Genomic DNA, 23,645 nt, shown 5'->3' with positions numbered 1-23,645 from the left:
GGCGTCGTCCTCGGAGGCGACGCCGCCCGCTCGCCGTACGCGGCGACGTCGCCCGCGCACGGCACAGAGCGATGTCGCCCGCCTTACGCGCGGGGGCTCAGTGCCGGACATGGCCGGGCAGTCAGGCGCTCACCTGCAGGCGTCGCACCCGCACGTCGGCCGGCGGTCAGCCACAGTGCCGGGCCGATGACGGGCCGCCAGTGTCAACAGCAGCTGCTGAGCGGGCGTGCGCGGCCTTGTTCTTCGCGGGCGTCCAGATCGCCACGAGCCACAGGACCGCGGCTACCGCACCCAGGGCGAACATGAACTGGGCGATCGGTGACGGAACGAGCGGGTTCATGGGGCCCTCCGGGGTTCGTTGGCCCGTGACACGAGGCGTCTTTCACGGCGAGATCCTCGTCCCGCCAGAATGCGACGACGCCCCCGCACCTACCACGGTGCGGGGGCGTCGTCGACCGGGGCCCTACTTCTTCTTGGGCGTGTGGATCAGCTTCTTGTTGGCGAACTCCTCGATGCCGAACGGGCCGAGCTCACGGCCCACGCCGGAGCGCTTGACGCCGCCGAAGGGCAGGTCCGGGGCCGTGTCAGTGACGGCGTTGACGAAGACCATGCCGGAGTCCACGCGCTGCGCGACCTCCAGGGCCGCGGCCTCGTCCGCGCCGAACACGGAGCCGCCCAGGCCGAACGGCGAGGAGTTGGCGAGCTCCACAGCCTCGTCCACGTCCTTGACCTTGTAGACCACGGCCACGGGACCGAAGATCTCCTCCGCGTACGCACGCATCTCGGGGGTGACGTCCGCGAGCAGGGTGGGTTCGATCCAGGCGCCCGGCTTGTCGGGCTTTCCGCCACCGGCCAGCACGGTGGCGCCCTTGGCCACGGCGTCCTGGACCTGCTCCATGATCTCGTCCCGGGCACCCACGGTGCTCACCGGGCCCACGAAGGTCTTCTCATCCGTGGGATCCCCCGGGGTGATGCCCTGCACGGCCTGCGCGAAGTTCTCCACGAACGTGTCGTAGGCGTCCTCCAGCACGATGAAGCGCTTGGAGTTCGTGCAGGCCTGGCCGCTGTTGCTCATGCGCCCGGAGACCGCCTGCTTCACGGTGCGCTCCACGTTGGAGTCGTCCAGCACGATGAACGGGTCCGAGCCGCCCAGCTCCAGCACAACCTTCTTGAGGTTCTTGCCGGCGGTGGCCGCGACGGACGCGCCCGCCCGCTCCGAACCGGTCAGGGACACGCCCTGCACCGCCGGATCCGGGATGATGATCTCCGCGACCTGGTCGTTGGACGCGAACACGTTGATGTAAACGTCCTCGGGGAAGCCCGCCTCGTGGAAGAGCTGCTCCTGCACGAGCGCGGACTGCGGGACATTGCCCGCGTGCTTGAGGATGACCGTGTTGCCCAGCATCACGTTCGGGGCCGCGAACCGCGCCACCTGGTAGTAGGGGAAGTTCCACGGCATGATCCCCAGCAGCACGCCCGTGGAGTCCAGCACCACGCGAGCCTCCCCGCCCGTGGACGGGTTGAGGGTGCGGCCCTTCATGAACTCCTCCGCGTTGTCCGCGTAGTAGTCGTAGATCGCGGCCGCGATCTGCACCTCACCGGCGGCTTGCTGGGCGGGCTTGCCCATCTCCAGTGTGATCAGAGCGGCCAGCTCGTCCTGGCGCTCGCGGTAGAGCTCGGCCATGCGGTGCATCATGGCGGCGCGCTCCGCCACCGGCACGTTGCGCCAGCTCTTGTACTCCTCGGCGGAGCGGGCGACGGTGTCGCGCACCTCCTGGTCCGAGGCGGTCTCGAATTCCTTGACGGTTTCCCCCGTGGCGGGGTTGATCGTTGCGTAAGCCATGGTGCGAGCCTATGCGGCGTCACACCGCTTCGACAGGGCGTTCACGCAGGGCGATAGGTCACACGTGTCACGCCCCCCCCCCCGCACCAGCACATCGCCGCGACCAGCGCCACAGAGCCCCGGGAGGGACCCCATGACGCGAGAGCACGTACCGGCCGGGGACGGGCTCGAGGCCGTGGCCGTGGCCGTGCTCCACACGGTGGAGTACATCTTCCCGGACCTGAGCAACGTACCCCTGTGGACCGCTGCCGGGTTCGAAGCTGGCCTGGGCCCTGGTGGGCGTGCTAAGCGCCGTCGTCATCACTGGGATCAACCTGCGCGGTGTGACTCAGGCGTCCACCGTGCAGATCTTCGTGATCCTCTTCCTGGAGCTCGTCGTCGTGCCGTTCCTCTTCGTGGGCTTCGACGTGATCCCCCAGGTCTGCGAGGAGATGCACCTGCCGCCGCTCAAGCTCGGCGGGACGATCGCGACCTCCGTGCTGATCGCGACCGTCTGGTACGCCATGGTCATCCTCACGACGTCCTCCGCGATGAGCGCCGAGGACCTGGCTGGCGCGGACATCGCCGCAGCGGAAGCGTTCGACGCGCTCTTCCACTCCGTGGTGATGGCCAACGTGCTGCTCGTGGACTCGGGCTGGCCGTCGAGCCTCGCGGCCCGTCCGCTCGTCTCGGTCGTGTTCGTGCTGCTGCGCCGGCGCGAGCCGCAGCTGGAACGCCCGTACCGAATCGGGGGCAGGGGTCACGGCGGCACGGCCAACGGTGTCCTCTCGGTGGTGCTGTGCCTGGGGCTCGCCGCGCTGCACCTTCCCGGGGAGGACGCCGAGCACCGTCTCGTGCGAGCCGTCGAGTCACGCAAGCACGAACGCTGAACCGCCCCTTGCCCCCGGGCATACGATGGACAGGAAGGACTCTGTCCGCACACCCCCGCGAGCGCACGTGAACGAACCGCGCGCGGATTCTGAAAGGAACGAGATTTGAGCATCAAGGACAAGGTGTCAGAGGTTCTCGACGCCACCCCCAAGGGACTGCTGATCAACGGCGAGTGGCGCGACGCCTCGGACGGCGGGACGTTCGACGTCGAGAACCCCGCGACCGGCGAGGTGCTCGCGACCCTGGCCTCGGCCACGGAGGACGACTCTCGCGCGGCCATGGACGCCGCCGCGGACGCCCAGGAGTCCTGGGCCCGCACCAGCACCCGCGAGCGCTCCGAGATCCTGCGCCGAGCGTTCGACCTCGTGCAGGAGCACAAGGACGACCTCGCGCTGCTGATGACCCTGGAGATGGGCAAGCCCTTCAAGGAGGCCCAGGGGGAGGTCGTCTACGGCGGCGAGTTCCTGCGCTGGTTCTCCGAGGAGGCCGTGCGCCACTACGGCCGCTACGCGTCCACCCCCGAGGGCAACCTCAAGATGATCGTGACCCACAAGCCCGTGGGCCCGTGCCTGCTGATCACCCCGTGGAACTTCCCGCTGGCCATGGCCACGCGCAAGGTCGCGCCCGCCGTCGCCGCCGGGTGCACCATGATCCTCAAGCCCGCGCGCCTGACCCCGCTGACCTCCCAGTTCTTCGCGAAGCTCATGGTCGAGGCTGGCCTGCCCGACGGTGTGCTCAACGTCGTCTCCTCGGCCTCCGCGTCCAACGTGTCGGGGCCCATCATGGCGGACCCGCGGCTGCGCAAGGTCTCCTTCACGGGCTCCACCCCCGTGGGCAAGCAGCTCATGAAGACTGCCACGGACCACGTGCTGCGCACCTCCATGGAGCTGGGCGGCAACGGTCCGTTCATCGTCTTCGAGGACGCGGACCTGGACAAGGCCGTGGACGGCGCCATGGCCGCCAAGATGCGCAACATGGGCGAGGCCTGCACCGCGGCCAACCGCTTCCTGGTGCACGAGTCCGTGGCTGAGGAGTTCTCGCAGAAGTTCGCCGCAAAGCTCGCCGCGCTCAAGCCCGGCAACGGCCTGGACGAGGACTCCACCGTGGGCCCCCTGGTGGAGAAGAAGGCCCGCGACAGCGTGGCCGAGTTCGTGCAGGACGCCCTGGACAAGGGCGCGAAGGCGGAAGTCGGTGGCAAGGCCGTGGACGGCCCCGGCTACTTCTTCGAGCCCACCCTGCTCACCGGCGTGACCGAGGAGTGCCGCGTGTTCACCGAGGAGATCTTCGGTCCCGTGGCTCCCGTCATCACGTTCACGGACGAGGACGACGCCGTGCGCCTGGCCAACAAGACCGAGTACGGCCTGGCCTCCTACGTCTTCACTGAGGACATCTCCCGCGCGCTGCGCATCGGCGAGCGCATCGAGTACGGCCTGCTGGGCCTGAACGTGGGTGTGATCTCCAACGCCGCTGCACCGTTCGGCGGCGTGAAGGAGTCCGGCCTGGGCCGGGAGGGCGGCGCCGAGGGCATCGAGGAGTACACCACGGTCCAGTACATGGGCCTGCCCTCTCCCTGGGCCTGATCCGCCCTCTCCGCACGAGCACCCTGCACGAAAGGAACACCCACATGGCAGACATCGAGTACCGGCTCCCTCAGAAGCGCGAGCTCAAGACCAGCATCCCCGGCCCCAAGTCCCAGGCGCTGACGGAACGCCGCAAGAAGGCCGTCTCGGCTGGCGTCGCTTCCTCCCTGCCCGTCTTCGCGGACGAGCTGGACGGCGGCGTGATCCGGGACGTGGACGGCAACCAGCTCGTGGACCTCGGCTCCGGCATCGCCGTGACCTCCGTGGGTGCCTCCGCACCCAAGGTGGTCTCGCGCGTGCAGGACGCCGTGGCCAAGTTCACGCACACGTGCTTCATGGTCACCCCGTACGAGGACTACGTGAGCGTGGGCGAGAAGATCGCCGCGCTGACCCCCGGCTCGTTCGAAAAGCGCACCGCGCTGTTCACCTCCGGCTCCGAAGCCGTGGAGAACGCCGTGAAGATCGCGCGGGTGCACACGAAGCGTCAGGCAGTGGTCGTCTTCGACCACGCCTACCACGGCCGCACGAACCTCACGATGGCCATGACCGCCAAGGTGATGCCCTACAAGCAGGGCTTCGGACCGTTCGCCAACGAGGTCTACCGCGTTCCCATGTCCTACCCGTTCCGGGATCCGGAGGGCATGACGGGCGAGGAGGCCGCCCGCCGCGCGCTGGGCATCGTGGAGAAACAGGTGGGCGCGGAGAACGTGGCCGCCGTGGTCATTGAGCCCATCCAGGGTGAGGGCGGCTTCATCGTCCCCGCCGAGGGCTTCCTGCCCGCGCTGTCCTCCTGGTGCCAGGACAACGGCGCCGTGTTCGTGGCGGACGAGGTGCAGGCCGGCGTGGCCCGCGCGGGCCGCTGGTTCGCGTCTGAGTACGAGGGCGTGGAGCCGGACCTGGTGACCTTCGCCAAGGGCATCGCCGGCGGCATGCCGCTGTCCGGCGTGGTGGGCCGTGCCGAGATCATGGACGCCGTGCACGGCGGTGGTCTGGGCGGTACCTACGGCGGCAACCCCGTGGCCTGCGCGGCCGCGCTGGGCGCCCTGGAGACCATCGAGGAGTGGGACCTCGTGGACCGCGCGCTCGAGATCGAGTCGATCATCAAGGAGGAGCTCGGCTCCCTCGCCGAGTCCTCCCCGATCGTGGGCGAGCTGCGCGGACGCGGCGCGATGATTGCGCTGGAGTTCGTGGAGCCCGGTTCCAAGGACCCGAACCCGGAGGCGGCCAAGCAGATCGCGGCCACCTGCCTCGAGAAGGGTGTAGCCATTCTGACCTGCGGCACCTACGGCAACATTGTGCGCCTGCTGCCCCCGCTGGTCATCGACTTCGACCTGCTGCGCGACGGCCTGCGCGTCTTCGCCAAGGCCATCGAGGATGCCGGCGCCTGATCCCGAGGATCTGACGCCACGCGCTCCACGAGGAGCGTCCCCAGCGGGCGGGCGGTGACCGGTTCTCCGGTTGCTGCCCGCCCGCTCGTCCTCCGCCCGCTCTTCCTCGGTTCCGACGACGACGCCGCGCCGCGCCTTTGCTGCCTCGGCTCCGCAGCACGCAGTACGGGGATGTGGAGGTGCGGAGGCCGCGCACGAAACACCCCTGTCACACCGTCTGTGGTAGAACTCACCTGTCCCACCCGGAACCTGCCGCCCGCACTCAGCATCAGGCACCGGCCCGTTCCACCCTGCACCCGGCCGACGGCCGAAAGGAACTCTGATGAGCAACGACGGCGCACCGCACGGCGGCGCACCCTCCGGCAGCTCCGCGGCCACCACGGCCACTGCGGCCGGCGGAGACTCCCCCGAGATCACCCACAAGGCCCTGCGATCACGCCACGTCACCATGATCACGCTGGGCGGGATCATCGGCGCGAGCCTGTTCGTGGGCTCCGGCAACGTGATCCGCATGGTCGGACCGGCCGCAGTGCTGTCCTACCTGCTGGGCGGGCTGCTCGTGTTCCTGGCCATGCGGATGCTCGGGGAGATGGCCGCCGCCCGGCCGGCCGTGGGCTCCTTCATGGAGTACGCGCGCGTGGGCCTCGGGGAATGGGCCGGCTACTTCGTGGGATGGCTCTACTGGTACTTCTGGGTGGGTGTGATCGCGTTCGAGGCCGTGGTGGGTGGATCGCTGCTCGCGGGGTGGTTCCCAGCCATGCCCGTGTGGCTGGGCTCCGTGATCCTGCTGCTGATCTTCACGGGCACCAACCTGATCTCCGTGCGCTCGTTCGGGGAAGTGGAGTTCTGGCTCGCGAGCGTCAAGGTGGCGGTGATCGTCGCGTTCCTCGCCGTGGGGACCCTCTTCGCGTTCGGGCTGTGGCCCGGCGCCGGCTTCTCGATCCCGAACCTGTGGCAGCACGGCGGCTTCGCCCCTGAGGGTGGCTGGGCCGTAGTCTCAGGCGTGGCCGTGGTGATCTTCTCCTACTTCGGCACGGAGATCGCCGTGATGGCCGCCGCGGAGTCCGAGGACCCCGCCAAGGGCATCCGCCAGGCCACCGTGACCGTGGTGTGGCGCATCCTGATCTTCTTCGTGGGCTCCATCCTGCTGATCGTGACCATCGTGCCGTGGAACCAGCTTCCGGACCCGGACGAGCAGGCACCGTTCGTGTACGTCTTCGACCTCTTCGGGGTGCCCGGCGCGGAGATGATCATGAGCATCGTCATCTTCACCGCAGTGTGCTCCGTGCTGAACTCCGGGCTGTATTCCGCAGCGCGCATGTTCTCCGCTCTCGCGGCGGAAGGACTGGCTCCGCGCATCGTGGCACGGAAGTCCAAGAACGGCGTTCCCGTGGTCGCCGTGATTGCCTCCACCCTGGGCGGATATGCGGCGGTGTTCGTGAACTTCCTGGCCCCGGAGTCCGGGATCTTCGACTTCATCATGAACTCTGCGGGTCTCGTGGCTCTGTTCGTGTACGTGTTCGTGGCGATCACCCAGATGAAGCTGCGCTCGCGGATGAGCCCCGAGGAGCGCGCCAACCTCAAGCTGAAGATATGGCTGCACCCGTGGCTCGGCATCCTGGTGATCGTGGCCGTCGCGGGGATCGTGGTGGTCATGCTGGTCTCGGACGACGCGAGCCGCACCCAGGTGTGGACGAGCCTCGTGGCCGTCGGTGTGCTGGCCGTGTTCTGGCCGCTCGTGCGCCGCAACCTGCGACGCCGCCAGACACCCAGAGCCGCGGCTCCCGCCACGACGCCCACGGCCTGATCCACCACCGTCCACCGACCGTGCGCGAGAGGACCCCATGGAGCACTTCCCCACCCTGACCGAGACCGTGGCGGCGCTGCGCCGCGGTGAGACGACCAGCGAGGCACTCACCTCGGACGCCCTGGACCGCATCGACGCGCTGAACGGGCATCTGGGGGCGTTCGTCCACGTGGCGCGGGATGCGGCACTGGTCAGCGCCCGCGCCGCGGACGAGAGGCTGTCCGCGGGCCAGCGCCCGGCCGACGCAGTCCGAGGCGGGACCGGCCGTGCCTCGGACGCCCCCGGTGGGTTGACCACCCTGCCCGCGCTGCTGGGGGTTCCCACCGCGCTCAAGGACGGGCACGACGTCGCCGGGATGCCCACCTCCTGGGGCAGCCTCGCATCGCGGGACGGGCACGGTGATCTGGCCCGCGCTCAGCGTTCCGACGAGCTCTCCGGGACGCTCGAGGCCGCCGGGGCCGTGATCCTGGGCAAGACGCAGGTGCCAGAGTTCCTGCTCAACAGCTATTCCGAGAACCGCATGTACCCGGCGGCACGCAACCCGTTCGCCCTGGACTGCTCCCCCGGTGGATCGTCCGGGGGTCAGGCCGCGGCGGTCGCGGCGGGGATCCTGCCGGGCGCGATCGGCTCGGACGGCGGCGGCTCCGTGCGCATCCCCGCCGCGGCGTGCGGTCTCATCGGGCTGAAGCCCAACCGCGGTCGGGTCCCCAGCAGCGACGCGCTCTCCAACGCGGGGCAGCTGGGCGTGAACGGGCCGATTGCCCGCACCGCTGAGGACGCCGCCCTGCTCATGGACGTGCTGTGCCGCACCCCCGGCCACGACCGGATCCCGCGGCCCGTGGCGGCAGCACCTGAGAACTCCTTCCGCGACGTCGTCCGCGCCGCCCACCGCGGAGACACGCCCTGGGGCGAGCGGCCCCTGCGGATCGGCGTGACCACGCAGTCCCCGTTCGACGGCACCTACGACGTGCAGGTTTCCCCCGAGGCGCGCACCGCCCTGGAGCGGGGCGTGCGGCAGCTCGAGGATCTCGGGCACACGGTGGAGGCCGTGGACCTCGGATTCGATCCCGCCTACCCCGAGGCTTTTTCCGCCCTGTGGACCACCGCCACGGGCCAGCTGCCCCTGGAGGGCCGGGAGCACCTGCTCACCGGACTCGCGCGCACGTTCCGCGCCCGCGCCCTGCAGCGAGGGGCCGTGGAGCTCGCGGACGCCGTGGCCGTGCTGCGCGGCATCGAGGCGGACGTGATCCGGCGGTTCGCGGACCTGGACATGGTCCTGACGCCCGCGCTGGCCATGCCGCCCCGGCCCGTGGGGTGGTTCCACGAGGGGTACGACATCGCGGACCCCGCTGGGGCGGACCAGGACTACGAGCGCCAGTGCCAGTACACGCCGTGGACGTCCGTGGTGAACGTGGTGGGACTGCCTGCCATCACGTACCCCACCACGTGGGCCGTTCCCGCCACGGGCGACTACCCGGGCCCCGTGCCCATGGGCGTCCAGCTGATCGGCGGACCGTCCTCGGAGGCCCGGCTGCTCGCGCTCGTCGCCCAGCTGGACCCGGCGACGACGCCGCGCGCGCACCTCGTCGCCTGACCCGCCGTCTCGCCGCGCCCCCTCCCCCGGACCGCAGTGCCCGATTCCGCGGGACGGCCACGTGCCGCCGTCGAGTCCCCGTGACCGTGACGAAGGCATCCCACCCGCGCGGCGTCGCCATCCCTGGCAGGATCCGGCACGCACGGAACTGGATGTGCCGCCTGACGGGACGCGGATTCGGGACTAGGTTGGTGACATGACCAACCGTGCGGGCACCGTCGCCCAACCCAGTGACCTCGTGGACATCGACCAGCTCCTGGCCGCGTACTTCGACCGCGTACCGGACGCGGACGATCCTGACCAGCGCGTGGTGTTCGGCACCTCCGGGCACCGCGGGTCCTCACTGAAGACCTCGTTCAACGAGAACCACATTGCGGCGATCACCCAGGCGATCGTGGAGTACCGCACGGCACAGGGCATCACCGGCCCCCTGTTCATGGGCAAGGACACGCACGCGCTGTCCGGACCCGCGCAGGACACCGCGCTGCAGGTGCTCGCGGCCAACGGCGTGCGCACCCTGCTGGACTCCCGGGACGGCTTCACGCCCACCCCGGCGCTGTCCCACGCAATCCTCACGTACAACGCCTCCGAGCCCGAGGACCGCGCGGATGGCATCGTGATCACCCCGTCCCACAACCCGCCCACGGACGGCGGCTTCAAGTACAACCCCCCGCACGGCGGTCCCGCGGACACGGACGCCACCGAGTGGATCGCGAACCGCGCCAACGACCTCATCGCGGCGGGCCTCGATGGCGTGGAGCGGGTGCCCCTGGAGGAGGCCGCCGCCGCGGAGACCACCGGGACCTTCGACTTCCTGGACAGCTACGTGTCCGCGCTGCCGCAGATCATCGACCTCGACGCCATCCGGAAGTCCGGGCTGCACATCGGCGCGGACCCCATGGGTTCCGCCTCGGTCGCGTACTGGGAGGAGATCGGCCGGCGCTTCGGGCTGAACCTCGACGTCGTGAACCCCACCGTGGACCCGCAGTGGGCGTTCATGACCCTGGACTGGGACGAGAAGATCCGCATGGACTGCTCCTCCCCGTTCGCCATGGCATCCCTGATCGGCAACAGGGACCGCTACGACATCGCCACGGGCAACGACGCCGACAGCGACCGCCACGGCATCGTCACCCCGGACGCCGGGCTCATGAACCCCAACCACTACCTCGCCGTGGCCATCGACTACCTCTACCGCAACCGCGAGGGCTGGCGGGAGGACGCCGGGGTGGGCAAGACCCTGGTCTCCTCCTCCATCATCGACCGCGTGGCCGAGTCCCTGGGGCGGCGCCTGGACGAGGTGCCCGTGGGCTTCAAGTGGTTTGTCCCCGGTCTGCTGGACGGCTCCGTCGGCTTCGGCGGCGAGGAGTCCGCCGGTGCGTCCTTCCTGCGGCTGGACGGCTCCGCGTGGACCACGGACAAGGACGGCATCATCATGGCCCTGCTCGCTGCGGAGATCACCGCGCGCACCGGCAAGACGCCTTCTCAGCGCTACCGCGAGCTCACCGAGCAGTTCGGCGACCCCGTCTACCAGCGCATTGACGCCCCGGCGAACCGCGAGCAGAAGGCCGCGCTCAAGAAGCTGTCCCCCGAGCAGGTCACCGCGGACACCCTGGCCGGTGAGCGCATCACCGCCAAGCTCACAGAGGCACCCGGCAACGGCGCGGCGATCGGCGGACTGAAGGTCACCACGGAGAACGCCTGGTTCGCGGCCCGCCCCTCCGGCACGGAGGACGTCTACAAGATCTACGCGGAGTCCTTCAAGGGCGAGGAGCACCTGAAGCAGGTCCAGCAGGAGGCGAAGGCGCTGGTGGACTCGGTGATCGGCTGAGTGCCGCGGTGCGGGCACGTCCCGCGCTGGCAGGCTGTCCAGGGGCCGCTGAGCGGTACGGGGTGCTCCCTCCCGTGCCACTCGGCGGCCCCTCTTTGTCGTCGGACAGCACCGACGCTTGTGCCTGTCTGAGCACTGTGCTGTGATGTCCCCGGATCAAGAAGCCCGACCATCAGCCCTCCGGCTGGTCGGCTGGCAACCGGTTGTTCGCACCCGGTGCCCCCGGAGGAAGATCCGCCGCCCGGCACCCGCCGCGCGGAAGACTGCGAAAGGTCACCATCATGAGCGTCTCCGTTCACACCCCCGAACACCCGTGCATCCACCCGGAGGACGGTTCCGCCTGCCGGAGCTACCACCCGGGGCACAACGCACACTACATCCAGGCCCGCCTGGCTTCCGAGAACCGGGACCGGTGGGTCCGGGTGGAGCTGGACCCCCCGCACGGGAACACGGTGCAGGCCACGTTCCCGGACGGCGAGACCCGCACGTGGTGGTGCCACGACCCCGCCCTGCTGGAACGGTTCCACACGCTGCAGCGCGGGGCTGCGGCCTCGTTCGACCCCGGGACGTCGCTCGCCAGTGTGCAGAGCACGCCGGGTCGGCGCGCCCTGCTGCACCCGGCGGTGGTCCGGGAGCAGTGATCTCCCGGCCGTGAGACGGGGAGGACACTGCTGGCCCGGCTGATTCCGTGCCGGTTCCTCCCCACGGCTGGACGGCCGGTGGTGCGCGCCGCAGGCGCGACCCACCGGCCGTTCCGCTCAGCTCACCCCGACGGTGCGTCCCTCGGATGCGGCCGGGCGTCCGCCGTCCCAGCTGGCAGTCCTCCTGGGGAGGGGCAGTGCGGAGACACGATTCTCTGGCGTGCGGCGGAGGAAACGCCGCCATCGCACGGGAACACGCCGCACGGGTGATGTTGCGGGTCGGTGAGGTTGGCTATCTGAGGAGGATCGACCTCCGCGGCCCCAGGTCGCTCCCTTGCAGCGGGGGCAGACGCTCAAGGATGAGCACCCCGCATGAGGCACGCCCACGCCCAACCGGACCCCTGACAGGCCTCGGCCCGTCCAGCGTGCTGCAGGCCGAGCCCTGGCAGCACTTCCTGACCGGTCTCTCGCGACGCGCTCAGACCCTTGACTGCGCCGGGTGGCACGCCCTCGTCGTCGAGGAGCGCTCCCGTGCCGGGGTGGTCTGGTACACCCCGTACGGGCCCGGCCCTGGCGCACCCCGAGCTTCTGCCCGACGCGGTGCGCGAACTGCGCTCGGCGGCGCGAGAGCACTCGGTGGCGTGGTTGCGGGTGGAGCCACAGGTGCCGTCCCCGGTGGGCACGGCCTTCGCGGCCGCCGTGCAGCGGCAGAACGCCACGACACCCGCGATCGCCGCGGGTCTGCACCGGCTCGAAGCACGGCCGGCCCCGCGGGACATCCAGCCCGCGTACACGCGGTGGGTGGATCTCACTCGCGAGCCGGAGCAGACCCTGGCCGCCATGACACGCACCAGCCGCAATCTGTGGCGGCGGCACGGGGACAAGGTCATCGCCCTGGCCTCGGACTCCCGTCCGGACGCCGCCGAGGCGGTGATCGAGCTGCAGCACCGCACCATCGGGCGCAAGGGGTTCACGGCCCAGAGCGCGGACTACCTCCGCACCGCCGCCCGCCGCGCCCGGGACGAGGCGGGCTCGGCGCGCACGCGCGCCCGGGAGGCAGCGGGCCGCATCCGTGCCGGGCTGACCGGCGGGACGCAGGCGGGTGGGAAGTAGCCACCCGGAGGGGTCAGGGGGTCATCCCACCGGGTTCTCGGGGTCCCATGCCCGCGAGTAGAAGTCCGCGGAGCGCGAGTCCAGCAGCTGCTGGTACTCCTCCGGGTCCATCGCCTGCGCCGAGCCCTGGGGAGGCTCCTGCCGCCGGACGGACGTGCCGAGGCCCGCGGCGCCGTCGTGCACCGAGAGTCCCGCCGCCTCCAGAAGAGTGGGGTACATGCTGAGCTGGTCCGCCCCGGCCCGCAGGGGCTGCCCGGCGGTCTCGCCCGGGATCCACACGCGGTTGAACACGGTGCGGTTGGGGTGGTGGTCCAGCTGATCGTGGAAGGCGTCCCCCGCGCTCATGTGCTTGAGGTGGTCGCCCATGATCACCACGGAGGTGTCCTCCAGGTAGCCCTGGGTCTTCATGTGCTCCACGAACCCGGCCACCTGGGTCATGGAGCACGCGAACACGGAGGTCACCTGGTTCTGGGTGTCCACGTCGCACGAATTGTAGACGTGGACGGGTTCGTGGGTGTCCAGGGTCAGCATGGACAGGTTGAACGGCTGGCCCGTGCGCTCGGACTCGGCGTGCAGGCGGTCCACCTCGTCCTTGGCGTGGGCCATGAGCCGCTCGTCACTCAGGCCCCAGTCGCTGCGGAAGTTCTCCGCGGACTCGCCCGCCGCACGCCAGTCCTCCAGACCCTTGTCCTCGGTGTAGCCGTGGCTTCGCAGGAACGTGTCCTTGCCCGCGAAGGAGGAGTTGGCCCCGCCCAGGAACGTGTTCGTGTACCCGTGGTTCTGCAGCACGTCCCCCAGGCAGGTCACGCCACCCAGATACTGTTCCTGCCCGGCGCCGATGTCGGCGGAGCCTGCGTCACCCGACTCCTTGAGCGGGATCCCGCACTGCGTGGAGACGATCCCGGCCATGGTCCAGCCACCGCCCTCGTACTGCTGGAAGTCCTCGGCGCTGCGCCACCCGTCCTCGGGCCGGGTGACCTCCTCGAGCGGAGCGAAGGCGTTCTTCTCGAACAGCTGGTCGTCCGCGAGCGTGGCCTCCCCGGACTCCAGGTAGATGACCACCAGGTTGCGCTTGTCCGCGTCACTCGTGATGGTGGGCTGGACGTACGTGGAGCCGATGTCGTGAGGGGACTTCACGGCCTTGACGTACTGGGGCAGGTCCACCGCGGACGCGAAGCTCGTGCTCCCGGCCACGAACACCGCCGCCACGGTCACGGCGGAGGCCGAGCGCACGACGCCGCGGGACGACCGGGTGCCCTGCGCGCGTCGTGCTCTGCGGACCCACGCCCGACGCGCGAAGGCGATGCCCACGGTGACCAGGAGGGGAAGTACCCCGATGACCAGCACGGAGATCCACACCACGGACCCGCCGCCACCGTCTGCCTGCACGGACATCAGGTTCATGCGCATCTGCCCCACCGAGATCTGGCCCCAGTAGTGCCGGATGATCCCGCCCGCCGCGAGCAGGGTCAGTCCCAGCCAGATCAGGCCGTAGCAGAGCCCGCGACCCGTCCAGCGGCCCACTCGCCTGCCCACGCGCAGAAAACCCTCGGACATGTCTGGACCTCGTGTTCCTGGATCATCCGGTGCCAGCCCGCACCGCCGCGGCCCGGGCATGGTGTGCCGTCGCGTTCGAGTTCGTGTTTTTTCAAGGGTAGGACATGTTCCGGTCACCTGCTGTTCACCTTGTGGGCCCGCGGCGGCGCCGGACACGGCAGAGAACCCTGCTGCCCGGGGAGGCATCGACCGGTCCAGCGCGAGGCTGATGCTGTCCGCAGCCGGCCCGGCGAGCGGCCGTCCCGTTCAGCCCGCGTGGGTGAGGGCCTGCACCCAGACGGCCTCCGCCATGAGGATGCCGAGTTCCAGGGCGTCACCCCAGGTCACGTCCGCGCCCTGGGTACCGGGAGAGGTCTGCGTCTGCCGATCGGCTGGCGAGCCGTCCCCGAGAAGGCCACCTTCCGGCGTCGTGCCCCCACCGGCCACCCGCACCTGCACCGTGGCGCTGCGGGCCGGGCCCGGGAGCACCCGCAGCACCGCGCCCGGCTGGATCCCCGCCTCGGCGAGCACCCGCAGGGTCTCGGGGCTCTCGTCCGAGACGCGCGTGACCCGCACGGGCTCCGGGTGGGTGACGTCCGCGAGCGGAACGGCCGGGGCGGGGGTGACCACCCCGTCCCGTGAGGGGATCGCATCCCCGTGCGGGTCCTCGGACGGGTGGCCGAGCTTGGCGTCCACACGGTCAATGAATCGGTCGGTGACGGCATGCTCGAGGACCTCGGCCTCGTCGTGGATCTCGTCCCACGCGTAGCCCAGCTCGGTGGCCAGGAACATCTCCAGGATGCGGTGGCGGCGCACCATGTGCACGGCCACGTCCCGCCCCTGCTCGGTGAGCTCGACGACCCCGTACGCGGGCCGGGTCACCAGGCCCTGTGCGGTGAGCTTCTTCAGCGCCTCCGAGACGGTGGAGGCCGCCAGGCCCATGCGCGCGGCCAGCGACGTGGTGGTCACCCGCTCCGGCTCCCACTCGCCCAGCCGCCAGATGGTCTTCAGGTAGTCCTGGGTGGCCGGGCTCAGCTCTGCGGGGTGCACGGGTTCAGGCTAGCGGCCCGCCGGGGACGTCCCCAAGGGTGCGCCCCTCGGCGTTCGCGCCGGGGACGGCAGACGGAGGCGACGCCGCTCGGGCCGTTCTCGGGACCGCGTCCGGGCTCCCGTCCGAAGTCGCTTCGGGTGCCGCGACACCCGGCGACGCCGCGCCGTCGGCCGCGCGCGAGGGGTCACCCTGCGGCGTCGTCAGGCCGTGCGACGGGGACGCGCCCGCCTGCAGGGCCGCTGCGGCGGAATGAGTCCCGCAGGAGACGTGCCATAGCGGAGCGAACACAGAAAATGGCGCTCAGATCTGCCTGTGCTCCGTTATTGCCCGGCGTGGGCCGCGGCCGCGTGCGGCTCCGCGCCGGGGCTCGGCCGGGGCATCACTCGTACGTGTAGAACCCCTGCCCGGAGCTGCGCCCCATGTGACCCTGGTCGATGAACTCCCGCTTCACGCGTTCCGCAACCCGCTGGGACTCCTCGGTCCCCGCATTCATGTTGATCTGGTAATAGGTCTCCATGCCCACGTGGTCCAGGATCTGGAAGGGGCCCAGGGGAGAACCGGTGGCGGTGCGCCAGGTCTTGTCGATGTCCTCGGCCTGTGCGATGTCGTTGACCCACAAGTGCGATGCCGCCGTCAGGAACGGCACCAGCAGGGTGTTGAGGATGTAGCCCGCCTGCTCCTTCTTGATGTGGATCGGCACCATCCCGATCTCCTCCGCGAACTGCAGGACGGCCTGCACTGCCGCGGGGTCCGTGCCCGCGTGCCCCATGACCTCAGCGGTGTTGTTGCGCCACACCTCGTTGGCGAAGTGCAGCGCCAGGAACCGCTCCGGGTGGCCTGTGGACTCGGCAATGTCACTGGGCAGCAGCGTGGAGGAGTTGGTGCACAGGACGGTCTTCTCCGGCGCGGCCGCACCGATCTGGGACCACACCTTCTTCTTGAGCTCCAGGTTCTCGGGCACCGCCTCGATCACGATGTCCGCGTCCTGCAGGGCCGCCTCGAGATCCGTGGTGCCGCTCAACCGGGCTTTGGCCGCCTCCAGTTGCCCGGGGGTGGCCGCCATGTCCCGCGTGTACAGCAGGGACAGCTTCTCCCACTTGCCGGGCAGTGCCCCGAGGATCTCCTCGCTGATGTCGTACACGGTCACGGTCTTGCCGAAGTACGCCGCCTGGAACGCGATCTGGGACCCGAGCACTCCGGATCCGATGACGGTGAGGTTCTGCAGCTCAGCCATGATGGGTTCTCCCACTTCCTCGTGAGTCTCCCCGCAGGAGGCGGTCTCCCGCGAGTCCAGGGACCACGGGCGTGGCCCTCGTCACCAACCTTACTCGCCCGTAGGTTTCCCGCCAGGGGGCGACGACGCCGCACGGCCACCTCCCGCACGCCTCTTCCGTTTCCTGCGGGGCACCGCAGCTTGACGAGCCCTGCGCCGCGCTCACCGTCCCGGCACCAGTCCGGTGCGGCGGGGTGCACGCGGCTGCCCGGCACCCCGCCGCACCGGGCCGGCAGAACGCGCCGGGCGCCGCCGCAGACAGACCGGTAGCGACCAGTACCGAATAGAATTCCGTGGGCGGCAGGTCCGGGCCGCCGTCGACAAGGAGCCCCCATGAGTTCGTCTGTGCCCCCGCCCCAGCCACCTCAACCCCAGCCCAGCGAGTCGCATGAGCCGCCGCAGACAAAGCTCGGCTCCGCACGGGACAAGACGGATGCGCCCGCTCGGCGCGGGGGCATCGTCGACCGCCTGGGCCTGAACTGGCGCCTGCACGGGGACGGCAGGCACGTGGCACCCGGAGACGTGGTGACCCCGCGGGAGCGGCTGGCGTGGCCGCGGACCATCTCGATCGGTGCGCAGCACGTGGTGGCGATGTTCGGTGCCACGTTCCTGGTGCCGCTGCTCACGGGCTTCCCGCCGGCCACCACGCTGTTCTTCTCGGGCATCGGCACGGTGCTGTTCCTCGTCATCACGGCGGGGCGGGTGCCCAGCTACCTGGGGTCCTCGTTCGCGTTCATCGCCCCGATCACCGCGTCCGTGAACCAGTACGGCCCGGGCGGCGCGCTCGGCGGCGTGATCATGGCCGGTGCCGCGCTGTTCCTGATCGGGCTGCTCGTGCAGATCGCGGGCACAGGGTGGCTGCAGAAGCTCATGCCGCCGGCGGTCACGGGCACCATCGTGGCGCTCATCGGCTTCAACCTGGCACCGTCCGCCAAGGAGAACTTCACCGCCGCGCCCGTCACCGCGCTGGTGACACTCGGTTCGATCATCCTCATCTCCGTGCTGTTCCGCGGCCTGCTGGGCCGCCTGTCCATCCTCCTGGGCGTGGCAATTGGCTACGTCACCGCCGTGATCCGCGGTGAGGTGGACTTCACCTCGATCCGCGCCGCGTGGGACGCGCAGGGGCTCTTCGGCCTCCCCCACTTCCAGTCGCCGGAGTTCCACCTCAACCTCGCGGGGTTGTTCATCCCGGTGATCCTGGTGCTGGTCGCGGAGAACATCGGGCACGTGAAGTCCGTGGCGCTGATGACCGGTGACGACCTCGATCCGTACACCGGCCGCGCCATCATGTCGGACGGTCTGGCCACCATGATCGCGGGCTCCGGCGGCGGTTCCGGCACCACCACGTACGCGGAGAACATCGGCGTCATGGCCGCCACCCGGGTCTACTCGACCGCCGCGTACTGGGTGGCCGCCCTCGTGGCGATCCTGCTCAGTGTCACTCCCGTGTTCGGCGCGGCGGTCGCGACAGTCCCCCAGGGCGTGCTGGGCGGCGCGGCCACCGTGCTCTACGGCATGATCGGCATGCTGGGCGTACGGATCTGGGTGCAGAACCGCGTGGACTTCTCCAACCCGGTCAACCTCACCACAGCAGCGATCGCGATGATCGTGGGCATCGGCGACTACACCTGGTCCTTCGCCGGGCTCGACTTCGCGGGCATCGCCCTGGGCACCGCCGCGGCCCTGGTGGTCTACCACCTCATGGCGGGCATCGCCCGGGCACGCGGTTCCGTGGGCTCGGACCCGCTCACCCCGGACACCTCGCAGAGCCCGTCACCCCTGGGCTGAGGCACCGCTCCTCCCGACGGCCACGCCGCCCAGCCACGACGCCGGGGAAGCACGTGACGTTCCCTCTCGGGCAGGAGAAGACCGGTGGCTAGCTGGACTGACCGGACACGTTGATTGAGGCTAGGTGCGTATCGTCACGGCCTGATCGTGCGCACGCGGTAGTCCGTAAGGGTCAGTCCAAGAAGGGTGCGCGCTTCACGACTCAGGTGTGCCTGATCGACGAAGCCGTAGCGGACTGCGACATCGGCCAGCGCTTCATCCGGATTGCCACGGATCCATTCGGTCGCCTCTTGGAGGCGGCGCCGGCGGATCATGGTGTAGGGCGACAGGCCCACGTATTTCGTGGTGAGGCGGTTGACCGTCCGGGTCGAGATCCCCAGGGCGTCCGCGAGATCTTGCACCGTGGCGATGGTGGAGTCTGTGATGGCAAGGTCGGCCAATCGGTTGGCTTGGTGAGCCTCGTCGGTCAGCGGACCCACATGGCCTTCAAGCCACGTCTCGACCTTGTCGACGACATCGGCGAGGTTGCTGTCTGATGCCCGAACTGTTTCGTGCAGTTGCGGTGCCGCGACAGGGAGGGAGTCGTCGCGGCAGGTCGCCGGCTGCTGGGTGAAGGCGGGCACTGCCGCGGGGCGCAGCAGGGCGCCAAGCACCCATCCCTGCCCGACCAGGACTCGTGTGGAGCGCCGCGTGGTGGGGCCCCAGAATCGCACGTGCTCCCTTTCGAAGGCGAGGTTGCTCGCAGGAAAGGCCAGGAGTTCTTGCGACGAGTGGTACCCCGAGGGAAGGTCCCAGGTGCTGGTCCACCACCAGGCCACCAGGTCCTGGTGACCTGGTGGAATCCGGGCGAAATCCGAGGGTAGCTCCGCTGGGAACAAGGGACCCCGTCCACTGACGTCAGACGTGGCGGTCATGGCAGGAATCTACAAGACCACCCACGTCACTGGCCCCTAGTGTCCAGATCATGACGACGGCACCATTTTCCCCCGCCCATGGCAAGTACACCGACAACGGTCGCCCCAAGGGCTTCTCCAGCCTGACTCCCTTCGTTGCGCTCAAGAATCCGAAGGCTGCATTGGAGTTCTACACGAACGTATTCGGTGCCCGCGTACTGAACTCCACCGAGATGGAGGGGATGATCATCCACGCGGAGCTCGACTTCGGGTGTGGTCGCCTCCAACTGGGGCCGGCGATGGAGGCCTATCACCTGCGGGCGCTGGATCCGGAGGCCGAAGACGCGCCGTTCTCCCTCGGCATATACGTCGCGAACGTGGACAGGGTCGTTGAGACCGCGGTCGCTCGCGGCGCTGTGCTGCGCGAGGCTGTGACGGGTTTCGTCTCTGGTGACCGTTACGGGAGCATCCGCGATCCGTTCGGGATCCGGTGGTCGGTGATGACGCGCGTCGAGGACCTCAGCGATGAGGAATCAGCTCGCCGGGTTGATGCCTGGGCCGCAGAAATGAGCAACCAGAACAACTGACACTCTCCGTCGGTTGCTCCGCGGCGGGGCGCTTGTGATGGGCGGCCACCGTGAGGTGGCCGCCCATCACACCTTGGAGGACGTCCATGTCCCACCCCGATGCTGCACTGACCCCACGCCGCCGCCTGATCGTCGGCCAGCTCGTCGTGGATGATGGCTGGCCGATTAGCGAGGTCGCTGCCCGCTTCCAGGTCTCGTGGTCCACGGTGAAGCGCTGGGCAGACCGGTACCGAGCGGGCGAGACCATGCAGGACCGCTCGTCGCGACCGCGCCACTCGCCGAACAGGACCGATACGAATACGACCCAACGCTGCATCCAGCTCCGGCTGCGTCTCCGCTAAGGACCAGTCCCGTTGACCAGTCGGCTGGGGATCGCGCCATCGACGGTCCACCGGAACCTTGTCGATGCCCGCTTGAACCGGCTCTCACATGTCGACCGCGCAACGGGGGAACCCGTCCGTCGTCACGAGCACGACCACCCCGGCGCGATGCTCCACGTCGACGTGAAGAAGCTCGGCAACATCCCCGACGGCGGAGGCTGGCGCTACGTCGGCCGACAGCAAGGCGAGAAGAACCGGGCCGCCACACAGGGCAAGCCCCGGAACAAGGACCGGGACCCGTTGATGGGCAAGGCCTACGTCCACACCGTCACCGATGACCACTCCCGCGTCGCCTACGCCGAAATCCACGACGACGAAACGGCACTCACCGCAGCCGGCGTACTGGCCCGGGCCGTCGAGTGGTCTAACCAGCGAGGCGTCACCGTCGAACGGGTCCTGTCCGACAATGGCGGTGCCTACCGCTCCCACCTGTGGCGCGACACCTGCGCCGAACTCGGGATCAAGCACAAACGCACCAGGCCCTACCGGCCGCAGACCAACGGCAAGATCGAGAGATTCCACCGCACCCTGGCCGACGGCTGGGCCTACGCCCGCTGCTACGCCTCCGAAGCCGAACGCCGGGACGAGCTCGACGGCTGGACTACGACAACCACCACCGGCCCCACACGGCCTGCGGCAACCAACCGCCGTTCTCACGATTGACCAACGTCCCCGGTCAGTACAGCTAGCACCACATCGTGAGGTATGAACTCGTGAACTAGTCGCCGCGGGACGCCAGCTGCTCAACCGTCCAAGGCCACGATCCCGCCCCCGGAGCAGCACGACGCCCCGCGAACTCTCTCGTGTGCGGGGCGTCAGCGTTCCAGGGAGGCTCGGAAGGGACCGGCCGGATCACACCCGGATGGGCAGTTCCGTCTTCTCGTCCGCGACCGAGCGGATGCGGTCCAGGTCCACCTCCGCGGCGGTGGCCGGATCCCACTGCGGGTTCTTGTCCTTGTCCACCACCATGGCGCGCACGCCCTCGATGAAGTCGTGGCCCACTGCGGTGTCCTCCGCCATGCGCAGCTCCCGCTCCAGACAGGAGACCACGTCCCCGTCCACCGAGCCGCGCTCCAGGAGCTCGAACACACGGGCCAGGGAGGTGGGGCTCATGCCGTCCAACTCGGACCCGGCCTGCGCCACGACCTCCTCCAGGGTCTCGCCGGAGTAGCGCTGCAGGATCTCGTCCCAGAGCCCGAGCAGCTTCGAGGACGGGGCGTCCTTGCCGAACGAGGACACCGCGGCATCCACCCCGTCGGACAGCACCGTCGCCACGAACGCGTCCACGTCCGCGGAGTCGATGTACGTGTCCGCCAGCCCCAGGGCGATCGCGTCCGCACCGTTGAAACGTGCGCCTCCCAGCCCCAGGTAGCGGGCGACGGCGAGGGATTCGCGGCGCGCGGCGTCGTTGTCGATCGTCGCCCCGGCGCCGCGAGTGACGCGCGGCAGGAACCAGCTGGCCCCCACGTCCGTGAAGAAGCCGATCGCGGTCTCCGGCATGGCCATCTGCGTGGTCTCCGTGACGATCCTGTGCGAGCCGTGGACCGAGAGCCCCATGCCACCACCCATCACGATCCCGTTCATCACTGCGACGTACGGCTTCGGGTAGTTCGCGATGATCGCGTTCATGGCGTACTCGGTGCCGAAGGCGTCCCGGATCTCGTCCTCGTGGCCCTCCAGCGCGGCGGTGCGGACCTCCTTGATGTCACCACCCGCGCAGAACGCCTTGGGCAGCTCCGAGCGCACGACCACCTCGGTGATCGCGGGGTCGTCACGCCACACCTGCAGCGCGTTGACGAGCTGGTGGTACATGCTGCGGTTCAGCGCGTTCAGGGCCTTGCCCCGGGTCAGCGTGAGCACCCCGGTGTGGCCCTGTATCTCGGCGCGGACGAACGATTCTTCGGTTGCCTTCATGCTCCCCATGCTAACCAGGGGTGTCGTGGGCGTCACACGCCGGGCACGACGTCACCCGCCCGGCTCGAGCCCGCGGCCGCCTGCCCGTGGGTCGTCCGGTGCGGGTGGCCGGCCCCGGCCCCCTTCTCGTCGCCGCTGCGAGCGTCCGGGAGCGAGCCGGGCCCTCCTGCAAGAAGGCGGACGGTGATTCGGCGCAGGCGCCCGGTAGGGCAGGGAGCCAGGGGCCCAGCGTCGTCACCCTCCCGCTCCTGCCCTACCCCGCCGCGGGCCGGCGCGACCACACGGCCCTGACCGTGGCGACCGTGCACAGCGTCCACGTGCCCAGCAGCACGAGACAGACGAGGTCCGAGGCGATGCCGAACGCCCGGACTCCCGTGCCGCCCTCGAGCCCGTGCAGGCCCAGGCACACCGTGCCGATGGGGAACGTGAGCGCCCACCAGCCCGGGGAGAACGGCATCCCCCGGCGGAACCCGCGCACGGTCACCACGGTGGCCCACACGATCAGGGGCACGCCGCAGCTGAGCATCGCGATCCCGTAGACGTTCGCCACCAGCCCGAGCGTGCCCACGTCCTGCGGCAGCACGAAGTGCTCGGCCTGCACGGCGATGGCCTGGGCGGCCGCCGTCGACTGCCCGACCACGCCCAGCGGGATCCACGCACTCGTCGCCGCAGCGGTCGGCAGCTCCGCCACCCGCCAGTGGTAGTGGTAGGCCACCGAGAAGACCACGAACCCCAGCACGAGGGCCAGGAAGAAGCACCCAACCGTGACGATCACCAGCAGCAGCTGGACGGGCCGGGTCTGCAGGTGCGGGACGAGCGCGGCGCCGGTGGTCGCGGAGACCATGGGCGGCACGATGGGCAGGCCCCATGCCGTGGTGGGCGCACCGACCTCACGGCCGATCAGCCGCGCCGCGAACCCCAGGGTTGTGAGGATCCCCAGCACGGTGCCCACGCTCCACAGCACGCCGTCGACGGCCCACGCCGCCCCGGCGAGCGTGGGCCAGTGGGCGGGCACCACGGTGGAGGTCGCAGAGCCGATCGAAAGCACCCCCATGGACACCATGCCCCACGCGGCCAGCACGGGGATGTCCCGGATGGTCTCCGCGAAGACGGCGGGGCGGCGGGCGATCCGCAGCCCGAAGGCCACTGTCAGCCCCGCGAACACCACCCACCCGACCACCAGCAGCACGACGGCGAGCGCCCGGCCACCCGGCAGGTCCCCGCCGAGCGTCTGGGTCAGGGTCGCGGCGATGCCCGTGCCCATGAGGGACCCGTACCACTGCGGCCCGGGCGGGGTAACGGTGGCGCGGGGACCGGTGGCGGAGTCCGCACGACGTCGCCCGGCGGAGTTCGCCGCGCCGTCGCCCGTTGTCAGGGAGTCCGGTGTGGCCGACGTCGTCGAGGCGGAGCCGCGCAGGGAGTGGGAGGCGGCGTCGTCGGCAGCGGCGGAGCCCTTCACGCGGGCGTCGAGCGCTGCGGGCAGGTCGAGGGGTGCTGAACAGCTGTGGAGTGCGGACATGGGTTCAGAATCCCCCGGCCGCGCAGCCCACCGGTAG

Annotated in this window: 18 protein-coding genes, 1 pseudogene and 1 riboswitch; of the genes and pseudogenes, 11 read left to right on the top strand and 8 right to left on the bottom strand. The window is 69.9% G+C overall.

The features are described from left to right. Positions 1 to 166: 166 nt before the first annotated feature. Together ABD264_RS05680 and ABD264_RS05675 are read right to left on the bottom strand one after the other, a co-directional pair. Complete coding sequence (locus tag ABD264_RS05680) at positions 167 to 340, bottom strand: hypothetical protein (protein ID WP_186366754.1); 174 nt, start codon at positions 338 to 340, stop codon at positions 167 to 169. Positions 341 to 463: 123 nt separating this feature from the next. Continuing rightward, positions 464 to 1,843 (bottom strand): NAD-dependent succinate-semialdehyde dehydrogenase, encoded by a 1,380-nt coding sequence (locus ABD264_RS05675; protein WP_144943075.1) that lies wholly within the window; start codon positions 1,841 to 1,843, stop codon positions 464 to 466. 323 nt (positions 1,844 to 2,166) lie between these two features. Here ABD264_RS05675 and ABD264_RS05670 point away from each other — a divergent pair, with 323 nt between their 5' ends. From ABD264_RS05670 to ABD264_RS05635, 8 genes are all read left to right on the top strand, one after another. Then, on the top strand, positions 2,167 to 2,712 hold the full coding sequence (locus ABD264_RS05670; RefSeq protein WP_344204887.1) for a hypothetical protein: 546 nt from the start codon (positions 2,167 to 2,169) through the stop codon (positions 2,710 to 2,712). 105 nt (positions 2,713 to 2,817) lie between these two features. Then, positions 2,818 to 4,293 (top strand): NAD-dependent succinate-semialdehyde dehydrogenase, encoded by a 1,476-nt coding sequence (locus ABD264_RS05665; RefSeq protein WP_144943074.1) that lies wholly within the window; start codon positions 2,818 to 2,820, stop codon positions 4,291 to 4,293. A 44-nt stretch (positions 4,294 to 4,337) separates the two neighbouring features. Then, a complete protein-coding gene (gene gabT / locus ABD264_RS05660) occupies positions 4,338 to 5,681 on the top strand; it encodes a 4-aminobutyrate--2-oxoglutarate transaminase (protein WP_344204884.1) in 1,344 nt (447 codons plus the stop codon). 322 nt (positions 5,682 to 6,003) lie between these two features. Continuing rightward, positions 6,004 to 7,488 carry an amino acid permease gene (locus ABD264_RS05655; protein WP_290500311.1) on the top strand — a complete coding sequence of 495 codons (1,485 nt, stop codon included), beginning with the start codon at positions 6,004 to 6,006 and terminating at the stop codon, positions 7,486 to 7,488. A 37-nt stretch (positions 7,489 to 7,525) separates the two neighbouring features. Continuing rightward, positions 7,526 to 9,082 carry an amidase gene (locus ABD264_RS05650; protein ID WP_344204882.1) on the top strand — a complete coding sequence of 519 codons (1,557 nt, stop codon included), beginning with the start codon at positions 7,526 to 7,528 and terminating at the stop codon, positions 9,080 to 9,082. Between the two features lie 196 nt (positions 9,083 to 9,278). Further along, entirely contained in the window at positions 9,279 to 10,913 is a 1,635-nt protein-coding gene (gene pgm / locus ABD264_RS05645; protein WP_344204880.1) for a phosphoglucomutase (alpha-D-glucose-1,6-bisphosphate-dependent), read from the top strand. A 154-nt stretch (positions 10,914 to 11,067) separates the two neighbouring features. Then, a riboswitch (SAM riboswitch) is annotated at positions 11,068 to 11,183 on the top strand. Positions 11,184 to 11,194: 11 nt separating this feature from the next. Continuing rightward, positions 11,195 to 11,554, top strand: coding sequence for a hypothetical protein (locus ABD264_RS05640; protein WP_144943069.1), 360 nt, complete (start codon positions 11,195 to 11,197; stop codon positions 11,552 to 11,554). A gap of 531 nt (positions 11,555 to 12,085) precedes the next feature. Beyond that, positions 12,086 to 12,667, top strand: coding sequence for a hypothetical protein (locus ABD264_RS05635; RefSeq protein ID WP_244944874.1), 582 nt, complete (start codon positions 12,086 to 12,088; stop codon positions 12,665 to 12,667). Positions 12,668 to 12,688: 21 nt separating this feature from the next. Here the strand turns inward: ABD264_RS05635 and ABD264_RS05630 are convergent, their stop codons facing one another. The 3 genes from ABD264_RS05630 to ABD264_RS05620 form a co-directional block, all read right to left on the bottom strand. Further along, a complete protein-coding gene (locus tag ABD264_RS05630) occupies positions 12,689 to 14,224 on the bottom strand; it encodes an LTA synthase family protein (RefSeq protein WP_145011619.1) in 1,536 nt (511 codons plus the stop codon). A 246-nt stretch (positions 14,225 to 14,470) separates the two neighbouring features. Then, the gene (locus ABD264_RS05625) at positions 14,471 to 15,253 is read right to left on the bottom strand and encodes a metal-dependent transcriptional regulator (RefSeq protein ID WP_144943067.1); all 783 of its coding nucleotides are present in this window, start codon (positions 15,251 to 15,253) and stop codon (positions 14,471 to 14,473) included. Positions 15,254 to 15,633: 380 nt separating this feature from the next. Next, positions 15,634 to 16,488, bottom strand: a complete 855-nt coding sequence (locus ABD264_RS05620; RefSeq protein WP_344204875.1) for a 3-hydroxyacyl-CoA dehydrogenase — start codon at positions 16,486 to 16,488, stop codon at positions 15,634 to 15,636. A gap of 372 nt (positions 16,489 to 16,860) precedes the next feature. Between ABD264_RS05620 and ABD264_RS05615 the strand changes: the two genes are divergently transcribed. Beyond that, complete coding sequence (locus ABD264_RS05615; RefSeq protein ID WP_244944875.1) at positions 16,861 to 18,315, top strand: uracil-xanthine permease family protein; 1,455 nt, start codon at positions 16,861 to 16,863, stop codon at positions 18,313 to 18,315. Between the two features lie 134 nt (positions 18,316 to 18,449). Here ABD264_RS05615 and ABD264_RS05610 read toward each other — a convergent pair whose 3' ends face one another. Next, positions 18,450 to 19,229 (bottom strand): helix-turn-helix domain-containing protein, encoded by a 780-nt coding sequence (locus tag ABD264_RS05610; protein WP_144943065.1) that lies wholly within the window; start codon positions 19,227 to 19,229, stop codon positions 18,450 to 18,452. Positions 19,230 to 19,279: 50 nt separating this feature from the next. On the opposite strand from ABD264_RS05610, the gene ABD264_RS05605 reads away from it, so the two are divergent. Next, entirely contained in the window at positions 19,280 to 19,795 is a 516-nt protein-coding gene (locus tag ABD264_RS05605; protein ID WP_344204871.1) for a VOC family protein, read from the top strand. Between the two features lie 86 nt (positions 19,796 to 19,881). Further along, positions 19,882 to 20,864 (top strand): annotated as a pseudogene (locus ABD264_RS05600) (IS481 family transposase). Between the two features lie 163 nt (positions 20,865 to 21,027). Here the strand turns inward: ABD264_RS05600 and ABD264_RS05595 are convergent. Both ABD264_RS05595 and ABD264_RS05590 read right to left on the bottom strand, forming a co-directional pair. Continuing rightward, the gene (locus tag ABD264_RS05595; RefSeq protein WP_244944928.1) at positions 21,028 to 22,089 is read right to left on the bottom strand and encodes an enoyl-CoA hydratase/isomerase family protein; all 1,062 of its coding nucleotides are present in this window, start codon (positions 22,087 to 22,089) and stop codon (positions 21,028 to 21,030) included. Positions 22,090 to 22,342: 253 nt separating this feature from the next. Continuing rightward, on the bottom strand, positions 22,343 to 23,608 hold the full coding sequence (locus ABD264_RS05590; RefSeq protein WP_344204868.1) for a TDT family transporter: 1,266 nt from the start codon (positions 23,606 to 23,608) through the stop codon (positions 22,343 to 22,345). Between the last annotated feature and the right edge of the window lie 37 nt (positions 23,609 to 23,645).

Source organism: Kocuria salsicia (assembly GCF_039532055.1).
Classification (GTDB): domain Bacteria; phylum Actinomycetota; class Actinomycetes; order Actinomycetales; family Micrococcaceae; genus Kocuria; species Kocuria salsicia.
Note: the sequence above shows the minus strand (reverse complement) of the source record. Positions and strands in the feature narration are given on the sequence as shown.

What these genes read in the sequence shown, in the direction of transcription:
- ABD264_RS05620 (WP_344204875.1), bottom strand. Translation starts at nt 16,488, where the DNA reads ATGGCTGAGCTGCAGAACCTCACCGTCATCGGATCCGGAGTGCTCGGG.
- ABD264_RS05655 (WP_290500311.1), top strand. Translation starts at nt 6,004, where the DNA reads ATGAGCAACGACGGCGCACCGCACGGCGGCGCACCCTCCGGCAGCTCC.
- ABD264_RS05610 (WP_144943065.1), bottom strand. Translation starts at nt 19,229, where the DNA reads ATGACCGCCACGTCTGACGTCAGTGGACGGGGTCCCTTGTTCCCAGCG.
- ABD264_RS05605 (WP_344204871.1), top strand. Translation starts at nt 19,280, where the DNA reads ATGACGACGGCACCATTTTCCCCCGCCCATGGCAAGTACACCGACAAC.
- ABD264_RS05630 (WP_145011619.1), bottom strand. Translation starts at nt 14,224, where the DNA reads ATGTCCGAGGGTTTTCTGCGCGTGGGCAGGCGAGTGGGCCGCTGGACG.
- ABD264_RS05650 (WP_344204882.1), top strand. Translation starts at nt 7,526, where the DNA reads ATGGAGCACTTCCCCACCCTGACCGAGACCGTGGCGGCGCTGCGCCGC.
- ABD264_RS05615 (WP_244944875.1), top strand. Translation starts at nt 16,861, where the DNA reads ATGAGTTCGTCTGTGCCCCCGCCCCAGCCACCTCAACCCCAGCCCAGC.
- ABD264_RS05590 (WP_344204868.1), bottom strand. Translation starts at nt 23,608, where the DNA reads ATGTCCGCACTCCACAGCTGTTCAGCACCCCTCGACCTGCCCGCAGCG.
- gabT (WP_344204884.1), top strand. Translation starts at nt 4,338, where the DNA reads ATGGCAGACATCGAGTACCGGCTCCCTCAGAAGCGCGAGCTCAAGACC.
- ABD264_RS05640 (WP_144943069.1), top strand. Translation starts at nt 11,195, where the DNA reads ATGAGCGTCTCCGTTCACACCCCCGAACACCCGTGCATCCACCCGGAG.
- pgm (WP_344204880.1), top strand. Translation starts at nt 9,279, where the DNA reads ATGACCAACCGTGCGGGCACCGTCGCCCAACCCAGTGACCTCGTGGAC.
- ABD264_RS05675 (WP_144943075.1), bottom strand. Translation starts at nt 1,843, where the DNA reads ATGGCTTACGCAACGATCAACCCCGCCACGGGGGAAACCGTCAAGGAA.
- ABD264_RS05680 (WP_186366754.1), bottom strand. Translation starts at nt 340, where the DNA reads ATGAACCCGCTCGTTCCGTCACCGATCGCCCAGTTCATGTTCGCCCTG.
- ABD264_RS05595 (WP_244944928.1), bottom strand. Translation starts at nt 22,089, where the DNA reads ATGAAGGCAACCGAAGAATCGTTCGTCCGCGCCGAGATACAGGGCCAC.